The sequence below is a fragment of the Williamsia sp. DF01-3 genome (genome assembly GCF_023051145.1).
Lineage (GTDB): Bacteria > Actinomycetota > Actinomycetes > Mycobacteriales > Mycobacteriaceae > Williamsia.
This window is the reverse complement of sequence record NZ_JALKFS010000005.1, coordinates 2,614,296-2,632,174: the sequence shown is the minus strand read 5'-3', so window position 1 is coordinate 2,632,174 and position 17,879 is coordinate 2,614,296. Positions and strand designations below refer to the sequence as shown.

Annotated in this window: 17 protein-coding genes, 1 tRNA gene and 1 pseudogene; 5 read left to right on the top strand and 14 right to left on the bottom strand. The window is 64.6% G+C overall.

Features of this window, described 5'->3' with window-relative positions; genetic code table 11:
- Positions 1-26 precede the first annotated feature (26 nt).
- Both MVA47_RS14560 and MVA47_RS14555 read left to right on the top strand, forming a co-directional pair.
- Entirely contained in the window at positions 27-461 is a 435-nt protein-coding gene (locus tag MVA47_RS14560; protein ID WP_247208451.1) for an HIT family protein, read from the top strand.
- Positions 454-1,224: an NAD-dependent deacylase gene (locus MVA47_RS14555; RefSeq protein ID WP_247208450.1), complete on the top strand. Its 771-nt coding sequence runs from the start codon at positions 454-456 to the stop codon at positions 1,222-1,224. Before MVA47_RS14560 ends, MVA47_RS14555 begins: the two co-directional genes overlap by 8 nt.
- On the opposite strand, the gene MVA47_RS14550 is transcribed toward MVA47_RS14555, so the two are convergent.
- The 3 genes from MVA47_RS14550 to MVA47_RS14540 all read right to left on the bottom strand — a co-directional run bounded on the left by MVA47_RS14550 (position 1,221) and on the right by MVA47_RS14540 (position 7,856).
- Positions 1,221-5,384 (bottom strand): AAA domain-containing protein, encoded by a 4,164-nt coding sequence (locus MVA47_RS14550; RefSeq protein ID WP_247208449.1) that lies wholly within the window; start codon positions 5,382-5,384, stop codon positions 1,221-1,223. The two genes, MVA47_RS14555 and MVA47_RS14550, sit on opposite strands and share 4 nt — an antisense overlap.
- Before the next feature lie 127 nt (positions 5,385-5,511).
- Positions 5,512-5,853, bottom strand: a complete 342-nt coding sequence (locus MVA47_RS14545) for a rhodanese-like domain-containing protein (RefSeq protein ID WP_247208448.1) — start codon at positions 5,851-5,853, stop codon at positions 5,512-5,514.
- Positions 5,854-6,068: 215 nt separating this feature from the next.
- Positions 6,069-7,856, bottom strand: a complete 1,788-nt coding sequence (locus MVA47_RS14540) for a DEAD/DEAH box helicase (RefSeq protein ID WP_374474193.1) — start codon at positions 7,854-7,856, stop codon at positions 6,069-6,071.
- A gap of 187 nt (positions 7,857-8,043) precedes the next feature.
- Here MVA47_RS14540 and MVA47_RS14535 point away from each other — a divergent pair.
- Positions 8,044-9,833, top strand: a pseudogene (locus MVA47_RS14535) (long-chain fatty acid--CoA ligase).
- Positions 9,834-9,938: 105 nt separating this feature from the next.
- On the opposite strand, the gene MVA47_RS14530 reads toward MVA47_RS14535, so the two are convergent.
- The 4 genes from MVA47_RS14530 to MVA47_RS14515 all read right to left on the bottom strand — a co-directional run bounded on the left by MVA47_RS14530 (position 9,939) and on the right by MVA47_RS14515 (position 11,901).
- Positions 9,939-10,106, bottom strand: a complete 168-nt coding sequence (locus MVA47_RS14530) for a hypothetical protein (protein WP_247208447.1) — start codon at positions 10,104-10,106, stop codon at positions 9,939-9,941.
- A gap of 169 nt (positions 10,107-10,275) precedes the next feature.
- Positions 10,276-11,235: a serine hydrolase gene (locus MVA47_RS14525; protein WP_247208446.1), complete on the bottom strand. Its 960-nt coding sequence runs from the start codon at positions 11,233-11,235 to the stop codon at positions 10,276-10,278.
- Between the two features lie 55 nt (positions 11,236-11,290).
- The gene (locus MVA47_RS14520) at positions 11,291-11,617 is read right to left on the bottom strand and encodes a hypothetical protein (RefSeq protein ID WP_030163825.1); all 327 of its coding nucleotides are present in this window, start codon (positions 11,615-11,617) and stop codon (positions 11,291-11,293) included.
- A 199-nt stretch (positions 11,618-11,816) separates the two neighbouring features.
- A tRNA-Leu gene (locus MVA47_RS14515) sits at positions 11,817-11,901 on the bottom strand.
- Positions 11,902-11,960: 59 nt separating this feature from the next.
- On the opposite strand from MVA47_RS14515, the gene MVA47_RS14510 reads away from it, so the two are divergent.
- The gene (locus MVA47_RS14510; RefSeq protein WP_247208445.1) at positions 11,961-12,392 is read left to right on the top strand and encodes a transcriptional regulator; all 432 of its coding nucleotides are present in this window, start codon (positions 11,961-11,963) and stop codon (positions 12,390-12,392) included.
- Entirely contained in the window at positions 12,389-12,745 is a 357-nt protein-coding gene (locus MVA47_RS14505) for a DUF3817 domain-containing protein (protein WP_247208444.1), read from the top strand. Before MVA47_RS14510 ends, MVA47_RS14505 begins: the two co-directional genes overlap by 4 nt.
- A 20-nt stretch (positions 12,746-12,765) precedes the next feature.
- Here the strand turns inward: MVA47_RS14505 and MVA47_RS14500 are convergent, their stop codons facing one another.
- The 7 genes from MVA47_RS14500 to MVA47_RS14470 all read right to left on the bottom strand — a co-directional run bounded on the left by MVA47_RS14500 (position 12,766) and on the right by MVA47_RS14470 (position 17,845).
- Complete coding sequence (locus MVA47_RS14500; protein ID WP_247208443.1) at positions 12,766-13,383, bottom strand: non-canonical purine NTP pyrophosphatase; 618 nt, start codon at positions 13,381-13,383, stop codon at positions 12,766-12,768.
- Entirely contained in the window at positions 13,383-14,168 is a 786-nt protein-coding gene (gene rph, locus MVA47_RS14495) for a ribonuclease PH (RefSeq protein WP_030163832.1), read from the bottom strand. The genes MVA47_RS14500 and rph overlap by 1 nt, the downstream gene beginning before the upstream one ends.
- Before the next feature lie 74 nt (positions 14,169-14,242).
- The gene (locus MVA47_RS14490; RefSeq protein ID WP_247208442.1) at positions 14,243-15,007 is read right to left on the bottom strand and encodes a cyclic nucleotide-degrading phosphodiesterase; all 765 of its coding nucleotides are present in this window, start codon (positions 15,005-15,007) and stop codon (positions 14,243-14,245) included.
- Positions 15,008-15,055: 48 nt separating this feature from the next.
- The gene (gene murI / locus MVA47_RS14485; protein ID WP_247208441.1) at positions 15,056-15,856 is read right to left on the bottom strand and encodes a glutamate racemase; all 801 of its coding nucleotides are present in this window, start codon (positions 15,854-15,856) and stop codon (positions 15,056-15,058) included.
- Complete coding sequence (locus tag MVA47_RS14480) at positions 15,853-16,566, bottom strand: rhomboid family intramembrane serine protease (RefSeq protein ID WP_247208440.1); 714 nt, start codon at positions 16,564-16,566, stop codon at positions 15,853-15,855. The genes murI and MVA47_RS14480 overlap by 4 nt, the downstream gene beginning before the upstream one ends.
- Before the next feature lie 24 nt (positions 16,567-16,590).
- Positions 16,591-17,562, bottom strand: a complete 972-nt coding sequence (locus tag MVA47_RS14475) for a PLP-dependent cysteine synthase family protein (RefSeq protein ID WP_247208439.1) — start codon at positions 17,560-17,562, stop codon at positions 16,591-16,593.
- Between the two features lie 10 nt (positions 17,563-17,572).
- Positions 17,573-17,845, bottom strand: a complete 273-nt coding sequence (locus MVA47_RS14470) for a MoaD/ThiS family protein (protein ID WP_062801287.1) — start codon at positions 17,843-17,845, stop codon at positions 17,573-17,575.
- Between the last annotated feature and the right edge of the window lie 34 nt (positions 17,846-17,879).

Below are 17,879 nucleotides of genomic sequence, written 5' to 3'. Positions count from 1 at the left end.
TCTTGCGCGCCCACTAGGCTTGGCGCATGAACGAGTGCATCTTCTGCGCCATCGTCGCAAGGACGTCCCCCGCCCACGTCGTCTACGAGGACGCCGACATCCTGGGGTTCCTCGACATCCGCCCGGTCCGGCCCGGCCACACTCTGCTGGTGCCCAAGCGCCACGCAGCCGACCTCTCGGAACTCGAACCTGAGCAGGGCGCCAAACTGTTCCGGGCCGGCCAACTCGTGGCAGCCGCACAGCGCGCATCCGCGATTGCCGCCGACGGGGTGAACTTACTGGTCAACGATGGTCGCGCCGCATTCCAGACCGTGTTCCACTCACATCTGCATGTCGTCCCGAGGCACTACGGCGACAAGCTGACCTTGGCAAAAGGCCTCCTGACCAGGCGGGACAATGATCTGCCCGGGACTGCGGCCATCTTGCGCGCACAGCTGAAAGACCACGCCGCCGATGAGTGACCTCCACCTCGACAGTGATCTGGTGGCGTTGGTGCGAGGCGCCGAATGGGTGACCGTGTGCTCCGGCGCGGGGATGTCCGCAGAGAGTGATGTACCGACGTTCCGCGACGCCGAAACGGGCCTGTGGGAGCGTTTCGACCCGACGACGCTCGCTACCCCGGAAGCGTGGTCGGACGACCCAGCTCTCGTGTGGGCGTGGTACCAATGGCGCGCTCATCTCGTGCGGCGTGCGTTTCCCAACCCCGGGCATCATGCGGTGGCCGAGTGGGCGCGGCGCAGAACGGTGATGGTGGTCACCCAGAACGTCGACGATCTACACGAACGGGCGGGCAGCGAAGTGACCGCCCATCTGCATGGCAGCCTCTTCGAACCCCGGTGCTCGCATTGTGGACTGCCCTACGCCGGTACCGACGCCGATCCTGACAGCGCCACCGAGTCCCTTCGGGTGGAACCGCCCATCTGCCCCAATTGCCTCTCCCCTGTTCGACCCGGAGTGGTCTGGTTCGGCGAGTCGCTGCCCCAGGACGCGTGGGAGCGTGCCGCAGACGCGAGCGCCGGTTGCGATCTCCTCATCGTGGTGGGCACGTCGAACATGGTGTATCCGGCAGCATCACTCCCGGAGCGCGCACTGGCCGCGGGAATACCGGTGATCGAGATCAACCCTGAGCCAACGCCGTTGAGCCGCAACGTCACCCATTTCCTTCAGACCACCGCGGCGGTCGGGCTGCCCGCGCTACTGAGCGTGATCGCAGACGACGCCTAGTCCGCGCCGGACAAGGTCACCGGCGTCCAGGGCTCAGCAGACTCTCGGCCCGCCAGGTCCGGACCGACCGAGTTCGGCTGCACCCCTCGCCGTTCGAGTTCTTCCCACAGACCGTCGAGGGCATGGATCGGGTCGAGCAGGTACTCCGACTCGCGAACCCTCCAGAAACGCCATCCGCACCGGCGGAGCTCGCGTTCACGTTCCATATCTGCACGGGCCTGCTCCGGGGTGCTGGTGAACTCGTCGCCGTCGCACTCGACGGCCAGCCGCGCGTCGCTACCGGTGACCACCAGATCGATCGTCCGGTTGTTCACCACCACCTTGGGGTTCACGTAGTACCCGCGAGTCACCAGTTCGACAAAGATCTGCTGCTCGAACAGCGAATCGAACGGTTCGGTACGAGAGGTGGTGCTGACGTTGGCCGGGACCGGATCCACCAGCGCGCCTTCGGTTTTCTGCATGTAGGTCAGCAACGAGTACCGGAGATCGTTGGTCTTGAGGTCATCGGGTTGCACAGAATGCACAAGCCAGAGTTGCTCCATGGCCCGAGACGCCGCGACGTTGATGCGTCGCTGGGATTCGCTGCGCGTCAACGCGTTCACGTTGGTGTCGGGACAGACCACCATCGACAAGAAGATGACGTGCCGTTCGTCGCCCTGGAAGTCCGGGGGTGTTCCGACGCGCAGATTGCGGTCACGCCAGACCTGGGGGTCCAGCGCCTCGCGAAGGGCCTGCGAGATCAGCTCTACCTGACGTTGGCCCTGCAGCACCACCACCCCGAATGACATCCCGTCGTACCGCGGGTCCTCGATGCATCCGGCCAACAGTCCCACCAATGCACCGGCCTCGTCGGCATTGACCAGCGACGAGTTCGATCCTGAACTGCGTGCGCCTTCGACGAAGTGGGTGCGCAACGGCGCTAGACGGTCCGCACCGAATTGACGTACCGGGATCAGTGGCGAATCGGGGTAAAACTGCCGGCTGGAGAACTCGATGATCTCCGGCATCGACCGGAAGTGTTCGCGAAGCCGGACCACATGTCCGAATCGCGTCCGGAGCATCGAGAACAGACTCGACCGCGGCGTGAGACTGTCCCGCATGTATTGCGGGATGTCCGGTAGGTAGGTGTCGAGTTTGGTGAACACCTCGTCCATCCCGGAACCGCCGAAACCTCCGGGCGCACATTGGCGGTCGTCGCCCACCACGATCACCCGCGGCGCCAGCCACAGCAGGAACAGACTCGATATGTCCGCCTGGCTCGCTTCGTCCACGATGACCACATCGAACGAATTCTGCGCCGGCGCAACGGAACTGAGGACCTGGGAAATCGGCATGATCCACGCCGGGACTGCGGTCTGTGCTTGCGCCATGGCGGATCGGGCCGCGAGCCTAAACCGCTCGGCGTGCTTGCCCGAACCCTTGCCGATGTTGGTGATGTGGTCGCGGTAGGACTGCAGTGCCTGCACCTGACTCACCGTCATGTGCTCGAGACATTCGCGCCAGGCGCAGGCGGCGGCGAGCCGCGCCGTGAAGTGGGTGATGTCGGCCTCGACCTCGTCGAGGTCGGCTTCGAGCCGCGTCTCCCGTTGGGGGTCGCTGCGGTCCTGCGCCCACTGATACGCCCGACGCCACGACCACGCGGCGTCCAGCTCGGCCAGCCGCTCGTCCCAGACCGGGTCTTCTGCTGTTTCCTCGAGGAGCTTGACCAGGGCGGGCGCCTTCTGCTTGAGCCGAAGCTCCAGCAGGTCCAGCGCGCCCTGACTTTCCCGCTCGGCACTCGCGGTGTGCCAGGCGCGACGGGTTTCCAGGATGGCGTCGGGGTCGGCGGCACGCACCGCAGCCAGAAGCGCATCGCCTTCAGGCGAGGGGCCCTTCTCGATCTCGGTGGAGAGCGCGCGGGCGATGTCGTCGAGTTCGCGACGGGCCAATGTGCCGTCGTTGGCGGCGGCGATGGCACCGGCCTGCCGGGCCACCTCTTCGACTTCGTCAATGCTCTTCGGTCGCGGACCCCCGGGACTGATCGCGTTGAGTTCCCGGACCAATTGGTCGCGGCCGGTGAGCAATTCGGACACCCAGGCGAGCTGACCGTCGAGCTGTACAAGTCGGCCGAGCTGCACCGACCGGGTACCGGTGGTGTCCATCGGTACGTTCACCTCGGCCAGGATCGCCTGCACGCGTGCGACGGCGTCCAGTACACCGAGGTGGTCGGCGACCAGGCGCATCGACGCGGCGTCGGTCGGAGGCCGGCCGTCCACCAGATACTGTCCCGGCAGCTCTTCGACCGCCTTCTGCTCGGGCGCCTTCCGGAAGCGACCGCGCCACTGACCACCCGCATCGAGGTAGTCGGCAGCTTTCTCGAACACCAACGAGTCACCGGTGTTCGCGCCGGTCGCCTCGACCGTGTGGGTGCCGATCCTCTTGTCGCGTTCGGTCGCGTCGTCGATCACCTCGGACAGCGCCGTCACCCTGTTCCACAGGTACGACGCCTCGCCAGAGAGCAGCCGTTGCGCCATCTGCTGTAGATGCGGCGGGAAGGTGCGCACCTCACGGACGGCGGCACCGAGCCGGTCGCACCGAGTCTTCACCCGGAGCAGGCGGGCGCTGTCGACGTCGGCGAGAATTGCCAGAAGCGAACCGCTGCCGACCATTTCCTCCGACGGACGGTCACGGACGCGCGTGCAGATTTGTTCGAGCTCGACGGTGTCGGGCAGCACGTCGTCGAGGTCGGGCAGATGCTGAGCCAGTCGGTCAGACCAGTTCTTGCCACGTTTGCGGATTAAGTCCAGGAGCCGTTCGAACTCGCTCGGTTCCAGCGGCGAGATGGCGCTGTGCAATGGTCCGGGGAGCCAATCATATTCCGCGGCAACGTCATTGCACTGACGGACGATTTCGGCCGCCGTCCCGCTGTACCCAGCGGCAACCCACTCGTGCTTCTCTGTCTCCGACTCGCGCAGTTGCCAGATCTCGCGAAGGATCTGCTCCCGCTTGGCCCGCGCCTGATCCCGTTTGGACCGCACGTTCTTGATCTCGCTCGTGGCGACCCGGGACTGGAAACTGCCCTTGCGGTTCGCAATCGCTTCCACGCTGTCGATGAGCGACTGCGAACCGTCCTTGGTCACGTCGGTGATCGATACCGCGAGTTCCTGCAATTCGGCGGGCAGTTTGTCCCGTAGGACGTGCAGCGCCTGAGCCTTCTCCGAGACCACCAACACGCGCTGCCCTTTGGCCAGCAGCGCAGACATCAGGTTGGCGATCGTGTGCGTCTTGCCGGTGCCGGGTGGGCCCTCGACCACAACACCACTGTCGAGTCCCAGCTGAGCCAGGATGTCTCGTTGCTCGACGTTCGACGGCAACGGGTACAGAGCGTCCTCGACCAGTTCCTCCGCCGACATCGCGCCGCTCTCGTGCAATCGCAGCACACGCTCGGAGGCTTCGACAGGCTCGACCAGTTGCGCCAGGCCGATCGGGATGTCGTTCTTTTCGTCGCGAACGGCGGCCATCATGGCCTCGTAGTAGTCGAGCAGCGGTGCTGAGCCACGGCGGCGCAGCACCAGGGCGGGCGCGAGGTCGACCGAGACCGACGCCGGGTCGTCGACCACCGCGCGACGCCACTTGGTGAAGAACTTTTCGATGGAATCGGCGACCGGAGACCGCGTGGTTGCGAGTTGCTCGGCCAGGTCGGCCGAACCAGCCAGGTTGAATCCGTCGACACCGGTGAGAAGATGTCCTGCGTGCAACTCGGGTTGCGATTCGCCCGCGAGTGTCACCCGGATGATGCCCGCCGCGTGATCGTGTTCGGCGACGACCGCCTGGGTGACAAGGTGCTCCCGGATCGATACCGGCGACTGCACGGTGAGCAGTCCGGACGCGACGACCAGTTCGAGCGACTCGGGGCGTTCAGCGAGTTCGTCGATGGCCTGGGCCAGGGCGTCGTATCCGCTGCTCTGCAGGGTGTTGTCGCGAGCGACTTCCACGATCACCTGGCCTACTGCGGCGTCACGGACGATCGGGATGTTGTGGTCGTCGCCGAGCCAGACCGTGGCAGCATGGTCCGACACATCACGGATGACCGTGGATTTGGCGCGAATCAGCTCGTGCAGGAACTGCAGCAGGCGCAGCACTCGCGCACGCCGGTCGTCGCCGGGCACCGATTCGGTCATCACGTCCTCGAGTTCAGCCTCAGGTTGACACTCTTGTTCACGTGAACGCTACCCGTTGCGGCCACGAGCTTCACAATTTGAGCGTCGTTTGCCCCGGACAGATCTCGGTGGCATGTAAAGCGAACGGTCAGCGCGGGAGGGTTGACTGCAGCGCCCTGAATCCACCGTCGACATAGTGGACGTTGGTGTACCCCATGGCGGCGATCTGCTGGGCGATGCGGGCAGCTTGGGAATTGACCGAGACCACATCGATTTCGGTGTCCAGCCCTCGGATGGCAGGTATTCGCTTGTCGGAGTCGGGACTGAATGCGGTGGTGAGCTCGCTCGGCTCGACCACCACAGCTCCGGGCAGACTGCCCTGGTGCCGGACCACCTGAGGCCGCATGTCGACTACAACTGCTTCGCCGCGATCACGATGCTCGGCCGCTTCTTGTGCCGAGATCGGATCAGCCATCGCTACTGGACTCATCACCGTTTCCTAATGCTTTCTGCTTCTCGTCCCTCTGGTACGTCGCCGCCCGCAACGCAGGCGTTACGAGAGGGTGGCCGGGAATTGAACACGATTCCCGTAGAGGTCATGCCGATGCCGGATATTACTGGCCGTCGACGTGATGTTCCAGTCGAGATTTGCGCAGCTCACAGGTCATGGTGTAGGCCCGTGAGACAAGCAGGTCAGGCGCGTGATCAGCGAGTATCAGGGCCGAGCGCGGCCGGCGACCTTCTGCGATCCGCGACGGTCACGGCTGAACGACTTCCCACTGCCGCCACGCGAGGAGGACGAGGAAGAACGTTGCTGACGTGGTGCGCCGTCGTCTTTTTGATGCCGATGGGCACCCCGCTGATCCGCGTGCCGCGAAGCCGTGTCAGCGTCTCGCGATCCAGGTTGCGGGGCAGTTCGACGAGCGAGTGGTCGTTGCGGATGCTGATGTGACCGAAGTCGCCGCGGGACAAGCCGCCCTCGTTGGCGATGGCGCCCACGATCGCTCCCGGGGTCACATTGTTCTGGCGGCCGACTGCGAGCCGATACGTCGCGAATTCCACGTCACCGCCGCGACCGGAGCGCTCTGAACGTTCCTTGCGGTCACGTTCCTTGCGCTCGCCGGCGGGGGGATCCGGCGACATCAGGAACCCGCCGTCCCGCGTCTCGAGAGCCAGCGCCGCAGCGATGTCGGCCATCGTCACGTCGTTCTCGCGGGCGTAGTCCTCGATCAGCTTGCGGAAGAGGTCGAGGTTGTCCGAACTCAGATTCTGGGTGATCGATTCGGCGAACTTGGTGACCCGCTGTGCGTTGACATCGTCGACGCTGGGCAACCCGATCTCGTCGAGTGGCTGACGGGTGGCCTTCTCGATGGCCCGGAGCAGATGCCGCTCACGGGGTGAGACGAACAACAGTGCAGTGCCCGATCGACCCGCCCGGCCGGTGCGCCCGATCCGGTGCACGTACGCCTCGGTGTCGTGCGGGATGTCGTAGTTCAGGACGTGCGAGATCCGGTCGACGTCGAGACCGCGCGCAGCCACGTCGGTGGCCACGAGGATGTCGACCTGCCCGTTCTTCAGCTGCGCGATGGTGCGCTCACGCTGCGCCTGGGCGATGTCGCCGTTGATGGCAGCTGCCGAGAACCCACGCGACCGCAGCCGCTCGGCCAGGTCCTCGGTGGCTTGCTTGGTGCGTACGAACACGATCATCGCGTCGAACTGCTCGACTTCGAGGACACGGGTCAGCGCGTCCAATTTGCGCTGGTGAGAGACCTGGAGATACCGCTGCGTGATGTTCGACGCGGTCCCGGTCTTGGCCTTCATCGTGACCTCGACCGGGTTCTTGAGGTACTTCTGCGACAGCCGGCCGATCGTCTTGGGCATGGTGGCCGAGAACAACGCCACTTGCTTGGACTCCGGCGTATCGCGCAGGATGCGCTCGACGTCTTCGGCGAAACCCATGTTCAGCATCTCATCGGCCTCATCGAGGACGAGGTAGTCCAACTCGGAGATGTCGAGGGTGCCCTTGTCGAGGTGGTCGATGACACGGCCAGGCGTTCCGACGATGATCTGCGCGCCACGGCGAAGTCCCGACAGCTGCACGGTGTAGCTCTGACCGCCGTAGATCGGGAGCACCTTCACACCTGGCAGATGTGCGGAGTAGCGGCCGAACGCCTCGGCCACCTGCAGCGCGAGTTCACGCGTCGGAGCCAGGATGAGTGCCTTCGGCTTACGCGCCGAGGAGTCGATGCCCGAGAGGATCGGGACGGCGAATGCGGCGGTCTTGCCGGTGCCGGTCTGCGCCAGACCGACCACGTCGCGACCTTCGAGCAGAGGCGGGATGGTTGCCGCCTGGATCGGAGAGGGGGTCTCGTAGCCCACGTCCGTGAGTGCCTGCAACACTCGGGGATCCATCCCGAGGTCGGCGAACGTTACGGTGTCTTCGCTTAAAAGGGCCGCGTCACGCACAGGGGGCCCATCAATACTGTCTGTCATTACTACCTACTGTAGCCGTGAACAGCTCAAATCCGTTATTCGCAGGACAAAACCCGGCCACGGGGGAATCGCTGTCAGGGTGCCCTACTGACGAGTAGGTTCGAAAGGTAACCTAACCCACAGTTGACGGGTTCCGAGTGCCTCGGTTACCCGCCTCTCCGACACTCCCCTGCCGCAGGAGGCCCTTGTGCAAGAAGTTTCAGTGCCGTCCGACTTCGTCGTTCCGGAAAAGGCGTCCATCGTTGACTCGATGTTGCGGCACCGCGACGAGTCACCGACCAAGGGGCTGTTCAAGCGTCGTGGTGACGACGGCTCCTGGACTCCGATCACCACAAAGGAGTTCGCCGACCTGGTGGACAAGGTCGCCAAGGGTCTGATCGCGTCCGGCATCAAGCACGGCGACCGGGTCTCGATCTGCTCGGCCACCCGCTACGAGTGGACAGTCCTCGACTACGCCGTGTGGCGTGCCGGGGGAACCACGGTCGCCATCTACGAGACCTCCGCCCCGTCGCAGGTGCAGTACATCGTCGAGAACTCCGAGACCTCCTTGCTGTTGGTCGAAACGCCCACCCAGAAGCAGCAACACAGCTCGGTACTCGCCGACAGTGCCGACCTCAAAGAGATCCTGGTGATCGACGAAGGCGCCATCGACGAACTCGTTCGCCGTGGCGAATCCGTTGACGATTCCGAACTCGATCAGCGTCTCGCCAACACCCTGTCGAGCGACATCGCCACTCTGGTCTACACATCCGGAACCACGGGCAAGCCCAAGGGCGTCGCACTCACCCACGCGAACTTCCTGCACGAATGCCACGGCGTGCGTGTCACGCTCGGCGACCTGATGTCCGAAGGCAGTTCGACCCTGCTGTTCCTGCCGCTCGCGCACGTGTTCGCCCGGATCATCTCGGTCGCCTCGATCGTGCACCTCGTTCAGCTCGGCCACACCACCGTGGGGCCGACGCTCCTCGATGATCTCGCGGCCTTCAAGCCCAGCTACCTCCTGTCGGTCCCCCGCGTGTTCGAAAAGGTGTACAACAGCGCCAAGCAGAAGGCCGAGGACGGCGGCAAGGGCAAGATCTTCGGGGCTGCCACCGACACCGCCATCGAGTACTCGAAGGCACTGGAGAACGGCGGAGCCGGGCTGGTCCTCAAGGCCAAGCACAAGGTCTTCGATGTGCTCGTCTATTCCAAGCTCCGCGCGGCGCTCGGTGGCGAGTGCACAAGCGCAGTGTCCGGCGGGGCCGCACTCGGCGCCCGACTCGGTCACTTCTTCCGTGGCATCGGGATCCCCATCTACGAGGGCTACGGCCTGAGTGAGACCACCGCCGCCGTCACGGTCAATGCCGAAGGCGCACAACGCATCGGAACAGTCGGCCGTCCGGTGTACGGACAATCGGTCGCCATCGCCGACGACGGCGAGGTGCTGTTGAAGGGCCCCGTGGTCTTCGGCGGGTACTGGAAGAACGAGCAGGCCACGGCCGAGGCCATCAAGGCTGGCTGGTTCCACACCGGTGACATCGGGACGCTTGATGACGGCTACCTGTCGATCACCGGTCGCAAGAAGGAACTCATCGTCACTGCCGGCGGCAAGAACGTCTCCCCGCGCAGATGGAGGACGCGATCCGTGCGCATCCGCTGGTCAGTCAGGCTCTCGTTGTCGGTGACAACAAGCCCTTCATCGCCGCTCTGGTCACCCTCGACCCTGAAGCATTGCCCGGCTGGCTCGAGCGCAACAACCTCCCCGCCGACACCGCGGTCGCGGATCTCGTCGACAACAAGACGTTGATCGCAGACATCGATGTGGCCATCAAGACCGCAAACGATCAGGTGTCAAAGGCCGAGGCCATCAAGAAGTTCCGGATCATCGAGAACGACTTCACCATCGAGACGGGCGAGTTGACGCCCACCCTCAAGCTCAAGCGCAACGTCATCCATGACTCCCACGCCGACGAGATCGAGGGCCTCTACACCAAGTAACGGCAGAGACCACGCGAGCGGTTGGCACCCAAGGGTGCCAACCGCTCGTCTGTGTTTTGTGGAGTTTTCGGGCTGCTGTGACAGCCGGGGATCACGTCTCGACAGCTACTTCAGGATGAGCACCAGTACGACAACCGCCAAGATCGCGGCGAGGATGAGCCACTCCCACTTGTCTCCGCCGTTGTTGTCGCCACTGTTCTTCCGTTCGGGCTCAGGTCTGTTGAGTGCACGGAATCCACTCGTCCATGGCGGCGGGGGCGGAAACGGACTCACAACAAACACCTTTCGAAGACTGCACTTTTTGGTCTGTGTGGCAAACGATCCGTGCCGGCGGTTTCGTTCCCGGTGGCGATCGACGTCACACCACAGCCTTGGCCGACGCCTGGTACTCAATCCGCGGTAGTCACGACCTGGCCGAAAGATGTTGTCGCGGTGGGGCACATCAGTGGAGCTGCCCGCGTGAGTCCAGCGGCGTAGTGTCGTTGTCTGCGAGAGACAACGCGGACCCGACTGCAGATGCCACGGCAGTCAGGCCGTCGCGCGAAGTCGCCCAACTCTCGTCGTACGGTTGGCGGCTCAGCAGCGCGACCACGAATCTGCGCTCCGGGCCGACGAGCCCGGCGCTGTGGAGGTAGGCCGTTTGCTCGAAACAACACATCCAGCCCTGCTTGACGACAGGCGCATTCACCGCGCCGGGAGCGAGCAGACCGAAGTCTTGAGAGAAGCCGTCGGCCGCCACCGCCGGCGCCGATGCCAGCGCGCCCAGGATCAATTGACGGTCCGGCTCCGGCATTTTCGACACATGCTCGTAGATCCGAACGACATCGGCCGCCGACGTCACCATCTCGCCCCAGTACGAAGCATCCTGCGGTGGTTGGGTTTGGGTGAGTCCGAGCCGTTCGCTCACCCTCGACACCGCGCCTTGCCCGTCCAACCGTGTCCACAGTTCGTTCATCGCCACGTCATCGCTGAGACCGAGTGCGCGCTCGATCAGAGCGACATCCGAGTCGGTCACGGGCAATTGTTCAGCACGTCGACGTTCGACGATGTCGACCACCACAACCAACTTCGTGAGCGACGCCGCATACATCGGCGTGGCACTGGCCGAACCCGACGACTCCCCGGTGCCGGTGTCCAGTACCGCCATTCCCAAGTCGAGCCCCGGCCGGGCCATCGCAACGGTTTCGGCAGCCGCCACTGCCCTGCCGACGAAGCCGCCGACCACACTGCGGCGGTCAACAGATCCAGCCGGCGTATGACCGTCCACGTCCCGTGCGCTGCCCACACCACACACAAACGCACCGACAGATGCCGTCAGAACCAGTTGAACAGCGATCATCGCGACCGCGACGACTATGCGAACGGGCCGCGTGGAGGTCAGAGACGACGGACGCGCAGACATACTGAAGTCCAGAGTCCTCGGGTTCGGCCGTGCCCGCCACCCGCGACCACTGGGCTCACGTATCACGTTCGCCGGCAACCCCTTCCGCCGGCCGAAGCGCCCAACCAGGAACCCAATGGGTCACCTTCTCCTCTCTCCCCTTGGCCGGGATGGTGTAGGTGACCTTGCCGAACCATTCGCCCCATTCGGTCATGCCCCACTCGGTGAGCACTCCCATCGTCTTCTTCCGGAATTGGAGCCCGTCAGGGTGATAGGACCCCGAGTGGTGGGGTTGATAGGCGTACAGCGTGATCAGGTCAACCGTCACCGCCATGTGCCCGACCCTCACAAAGGCCGGACGGCGCGGTTGCCCGCTGTCTCCTCCGATTCCGGCCGTTTTCATGGTTCGACCATACGTTCGAATCGGTGCTAGTCTCAAGCCCGGCGGGGCGGTCACCTGTGGACGTGGATTTCGGACATGGAGGAGCCGCCCTGTCTATCGGCAACGCGTACGCCGCGGGCGAAACCATAGCGGATCTGCGTTCAGTCACGACGGCGCCGACGTTTGCGTACGAACTCCGGACAGCCGGCGCAAAGATCTGTGGTGCGCGAGGGGGGACTTGAACCCCCACGTCCGTAGACACTGGAACCTAAATCCAGCGCGTCTGCCAATTCCGCCACTCGCGCGTGCAGAGGACAGCGTACCGGCTGACCAGCGCGTTGCAGTACTTAGGTACCGTCAAGATATGGCTCCCATCAAGCACCGGCATCGACCAGCACTCATCGTGCTGGTGATCGTCGCCGCGCTGGCATGTCTCGCGCTGGCGTGGTGGCAGTGGGATCGCTTCGAATCGAGCTCGGGTACTGGCCAGAACCTGGGGTACGCACTCCAGTGGCCGGCCTTCGCCATATTCGTGGTCTACGCGTACCGCCGATTTGTGGTGCTCGAATCGGATCCCGTCGAAGTCCTGAAGCTGCAATCGAACAAGGGCATGACGGAGATTCCAGACGGAGTCCTACCACCTCGGCCCGCACCGGCCAGTCCCCCAGCGGACGGCAGCCCTGAAAGCGATCAGCTGGCCGAATACAACCAGATACTCGCCGAACTCGCGGGCAACGACCCGCGCCAGACCGACCCCGACCCGCACACGAACAACACACAACGGAGCAATCAGTGACCGAGTCCCCGGCCGAACAGACCGCGCCCGCAACCACGGCGACGCCGAGCAAGATCAAGGGCGCGTTGCTTCGGTACCGGGTGATGGCGTGGGTCACCGGACTCTGGTTGCTGCTTCTCGTGGCCGAACTGGTCCTCAAATACGGCTTCGACGTCGACGCACTCGACTTCGTGCCGATCGTTCACGGTTGGGTGTACTTCGTGTACCTCATCATGGCTATCGACCTCGGCATCAAAGTTCGCTGGCCTCTGGGCAAGGCTGTCTACACCCTGATCGCCGGCACCATCCCGTTCCTGTCGTTCTGGGTGGAACACAAGCGCACACAAGAGATCAAAGCTCAGTTCGGGGTCTGAGCGCCAGGAAGGGCCTACAGCTACGTACGGGCCAGTTCCTCTAGAGCCGGCACCAACTGCTCCAGTGCACGACCGCGGTGACTGAGCGAATCCTTCTCGGGCGCTGACAGCTCTGCCGCTGTCCGCCCGTCCGCCGCCTCGTCATCAGGTACAAAAACGGGGTCGTACCCGAAACCGTTGTCGCCCAACGGGGCGTCGATGATGCGACCACGCCATTCGCCGCGGACAACCACCTCCCCGGTAGCCATCACCAGTGCGCACGCGGAGACAAAGGCCCCGCCTCGGCGCTCGGCAGGTACGTCGCGCATCTGGCCGAGCAGCAGCGAGGTGTTCGCCTCGTCGTCGCCGTGGCGCCCCGCCCACCGGGCTGACAACACGCCGGGCATACCACGCAGGGCATCCACCTCGATGCCCGAATCGTCTGCGATGCAGGCCAATCCGGTGGCGGCAAACCCGTCCCGAGCCTTGGCGAGGGCATTCTCCTCGAACGTGGCGCCGGTCTCGGGTGCCTCGTCGTACTCAGGCACCTCGTCCAGACCGACGACCTCCAGACCGCTGATGCCCGCACGCTCGAGGAATCGTCGGAGTTCGGCGAGCTTCTTGCTGTTACGGCTGGCGACCAGTAGGCGCTGAGCCATCAGCTACCGAAAGCCTTGCGCTTGCCGGACACCTCGGGTTCGGGCAACGTGCCGGGATACGGCAGGGCCAGAGCCTCACGCTGGACCTCGAAAATCTTCTCGGTACCGAGCATCGCCATGTCGAGAAGGCGGTCGAGGGTCGACCGTGGGAAAGTCGCACCTTCGCCTGTGCCCTGGATCTCGACGAGGGTGCCGGTGTCGGTGGCGACCACGTTCATGTCCACCTCGGCGCGCGAATCCTCTTCGTACGGAAGGTCGATCCGCACCCGACCATCCACCACGCCGACACTCACCGCGGCGATCGCGCACGAGATCGGTTGGGGATCGGCCAGCTTGCCCGCGGCGTTGAGATAGGTGACCGCGTCGCAGAGCGCAACGTACGCGCCTGTGATCGCTGCGGTGCGGGTGCCACCGTCGGCCTGGAGCACATCACAGTCGAGGGCAATGGTGTTCTCCCCCAACGCCGCCAGGTCGATACATGCACGCAGCGACCGGCCGATCAGGCGACTGATCTCCTGGGTGCGTCCGCCGACCTTGCCCTTGACCGACTCGCGGTCGGACCGATCGTGGGTGGCAGCGGGCAACATCGCGTACTCCGCGGTCAGCCAGCCCAGTCCCGAGCCACGCCGCCACCGCGGAACGCCCTCGGTGACGCTGGCCGTACACATCACCCGGGTCTGTCCGAATTCCACCAACACAGATCCGGCGGGGTGGTTGGTGAATCCGCGGGTGATGGTGACCTTCCGCAGTTCGTCGTCTACTCGGCCATCAGCGCGTCTACTCACACCGACACCCTATCGACACCACCTGGCACCGTGGGCGGGTGCCCGATATCTCGTCCGAGCATCCCGGCAGTTCGTCAGCCGATATCGATCTGCTCGTCACGACGCACAACGCGGATCGGGCCGTCGTACACCTCGCGGGCCTCGGCAAGCATGTCGTCGGGCCAGGTCCACGGCGGAAGATGGGTCAGGGCAAGGCTCTTGACGCCGGCCTTGGCCGCGGCCTCGCCTGCCTCCCTGCCGGACAAATGCAGGTTCGGCGGCCTGTTCTCCGGATCGTGGGTCCACGACGCCTCACAGAGGAACACATCGGCGCCCCGGGCCAGTTCGATGAGCTCATCGCACACGCCGGTGTCGCCGCTGTAGGCCAGCACCTCGCCCCCTGGGCCGGTGATCCGAAGTCCGAACGTCGAAGGTGGATGGTTCACCTTCCGGGCCAAGATCTTCATCCCGCCCAGTTCGATCTCCTCTTGGTCGGTCCACGTGGACACGTCGAACGTGTCGCTGATGTCGTCGATCTTCCCCGGGTACTCCGATGATGCAGCGCCGATTCGGGCCGCTGTTCCGGGAGGCCCGATGAGTGTTCCCCTGCCGATGGCGGGAATCGGGTTGTAGCGGCGCCACACCAGCAGACCGGGCAGATCAAGGCAATGGTCGGCGTGCAGATGGCTCAGCATCACCGCGACCTCGTTGGGGTCGGCATGCTGCTGCAAGGAACCCAGGACGCCGGGGCCGAAGTCCATCACCACCGGTTGGCCACCAGGAACCGTCAGCAAATATCCGGACGCCGGCGAATCCGGGCCCGCCAAACTGCCCGAACAACCCAGCACGGTCAAACGCATGCAGCCATGCTGCCACGCCGGCTCACCTTGCCGTCGGCGGACGGCCGATCAGGCGTGTTGAACTGCGCCGATGGCCGGGCCGAGGAAACGTGTGGCCAGCCGGGCGAACATCTCGGGATCACCGGTGGCCTGAAAAACGCGGTCGGCGGGCACGTCGGAGGGCGGCCGCAAGAGGTCGGTGGATGTCAGCACCCGCAACACATCTTTGGCGGTTTCTTCCGCGCTCGAGACCAAGGTGACCTCGTCACCCACGGCCAGCTGAATGACACCCGACAGCATCGGATAGTGCGTGCAGCCGAGCACCACCGTGTCGACGCCCGCCTGTGCCAGCGGTTCAAGGTATCCCTGGGCGAGGCCGAGAACCTGCCGGCCGCTGGTGATCCCCCGTTCGACGAAATCGACGAACCGTGGGCAGGGCACCGAGGTGATCACCGCGTTCTGGGCAGCGGCGAAGGAGTCCTCATAGGCACGAGAGGCGATGGTGGCCTCGGTACCGATGACACCGATGCGGCCCGATCGCGTTGCCGCCACCGCACGGCGAACGGCGGGCAGCACAACCTCGATGACGGGCACGGGGTAACGCTCGCGAGCATCACGCAGGCAGGCGGCCGATGCGGTGTTGCAGGCGATGACAAGAGCCTTGACACCGCGATCGACCAACTCGTCACCGATGGCGAGTGCATGCGCTCGGATCTGGGGAATGGTCAACGGCCCGTAGGGCCCGTTGGCGGTGTCGCCGATGTAGATGATGTTCTCGGACGGCAGCTGGTCGATCACCGCACGCGCCACGGTCAGACCGCCCACCCCCGAATCGAAGATGCCGATCGGCGCGTCCACATCCGTGCTCACAGGGCTGTGCCCCGATTGTTCCCGAACCCGTTGGCGCCCAGGCCGTTGGTGCCGTAGGGAGTCGGCGCGGTGGCGTGATCGCGTTTACGGTCCTTGCCGGAGAGATACCACGCGGCCAGCACTCCGCCGATCGCCCCGAAGAGGTGGCCCTGCCAGGAGACGCGGCCGTCGGTGGGGACCACACCCCACAGCACACCGCCGTAGACGAAGAACACCACCACGCCCAGCAAGATCTGCCAGATGTCGCGGTTGAACAATCCGCGAACCAGTATGTAGGTGAGCCAGCCGAAGATGATGCCCGAGGCACCGACCGTGACCACATACGACGGCGAGAAGAGCCAGACGCCGAGACCGGACACAACCCACACGATGAGTGTGGTGACGATGAACCGCTTGGCCATCAGAACCAGGAAGCCGAGCACCATCCCGGGAATCGTGTTGGCCAGCAGGTGTTCCCACCCATCGTGCAGGAACGGCGAGAACACGATGCCCGAGAGACCGTCCGTCTCACGCGACTCGATACCCGCGCTGTCCAGGTCATGATCGCTCACCGCGTCGATCGCCTCGACGACGTACAGCAGGGCGGTCAACGCGACGATGACAACCGCGGACCGCAGCCACAACGGCCAGGAGGTTCGCTTGGCCTCGGCGGACCCGGCCGGCGTGAGTCCGCCACCGGCACCGCCATATGGGCCGAGTGATCCGGTCATGTGTCTCCGATCGATGTCCGCTGATCAGGCCCAGAGATGGCCTTCGAGCCCTTCACCTGCTTCGTCGAGGCTACCTTCGTACACCCCCGTCGACAGATACTTCCACCCGGCATCACACACGACGAAGGCGATGTCTGCGCGTTCACCGGCCTTGTCGGCCTTGCGCGCAACGCCGAGGGCAGCGTGCAGAATGGCCCCGGTCGAGATGCCGGCAAAGATTCCTTCGGTCTCGATCAGCTCCCGGACGCGGCGAACGGCGTTGTGGCTGTCGACCGAGTACCGCATCGACAAGATCGTCTCGTCGTACAACTCGGGCACAAAACCCTCATCGATGTTGCGAAGTCCGTAGACCTCGTCGCCGTAACGCGGTTCGGCAGCCACGATCTGGACTTCCGGACGGGCCTCGCGCAGGTACCGTCCGACACCCATCAGGGTGCCGGTGGTGCCGAGTCCGGCAACAAAATGGGTGATTTCCGGCAAGTCGGCGACGATCTCGGGACCGGTGCCCTCGTAATGCGCGAGCGCATTTGCAGGATTGCCGTATTGGTAGAGCATCACCCAATCGGGGTTGTGCACCGCGAGTTCCTTCGCCATCGCCACGGCCTTGTTCGACCCGCCGGCCGCGGGTGAGGAGATGATCTCCGCCCCGAACATGGTCAGCAGCTGACGTCGTTCGATCGACGTGTTCTCGGGCATCACGCAGATGAGCTTGTAGCCCTTGAGTTTTGCGGCCATCGCGAGCGAGATGCCGGTGTTGCCGCTGGTCGGTTCCAGGATGGTGTCCCCCGGCTTGAGGGCGCCGTCGGTCTCGGCCTGCTCGATCATGCGCAGCGCCGGTCGATCCTTGATCGACCCGGTCGGGTTGCGGTCCTCCAGCTTGGCCCACAGCCGGATCGCCGGCCCGCTGTCATCGGCGTGCCAACGCGGCGACAGCCGTTGCAGCCCGATGAGCGGGGTGCCACCGACAGAGTCGATCAGCGATTCGTAACGGGTCATCGAGGTACGGTCAGCCGCCGGCGACCGCGGGCAGGATGGTGACCTCATCGCCGTCCGCTACGGAGGTGTCCAGACCGCCGGAGAATCGCACGTCCTCGTCGTTGACATACACGTTGACGAAGCGGTGGAGTTTGCCGGACGCGATCAGCCGGTCCTTGAGCCCCTCGTGGCTGGCGTCGAGGTTGTCTATCAACTCACCGAGCGTCGCCCCATTGGACTCGACCCGCTTGTTGCCGTCGGTGTACGTACGCAGGATTGTCGGGATGGAAACGGTTACTGCCATGGCGAACTCCTTCTGTGTGGCCGAGCTGTGGTGT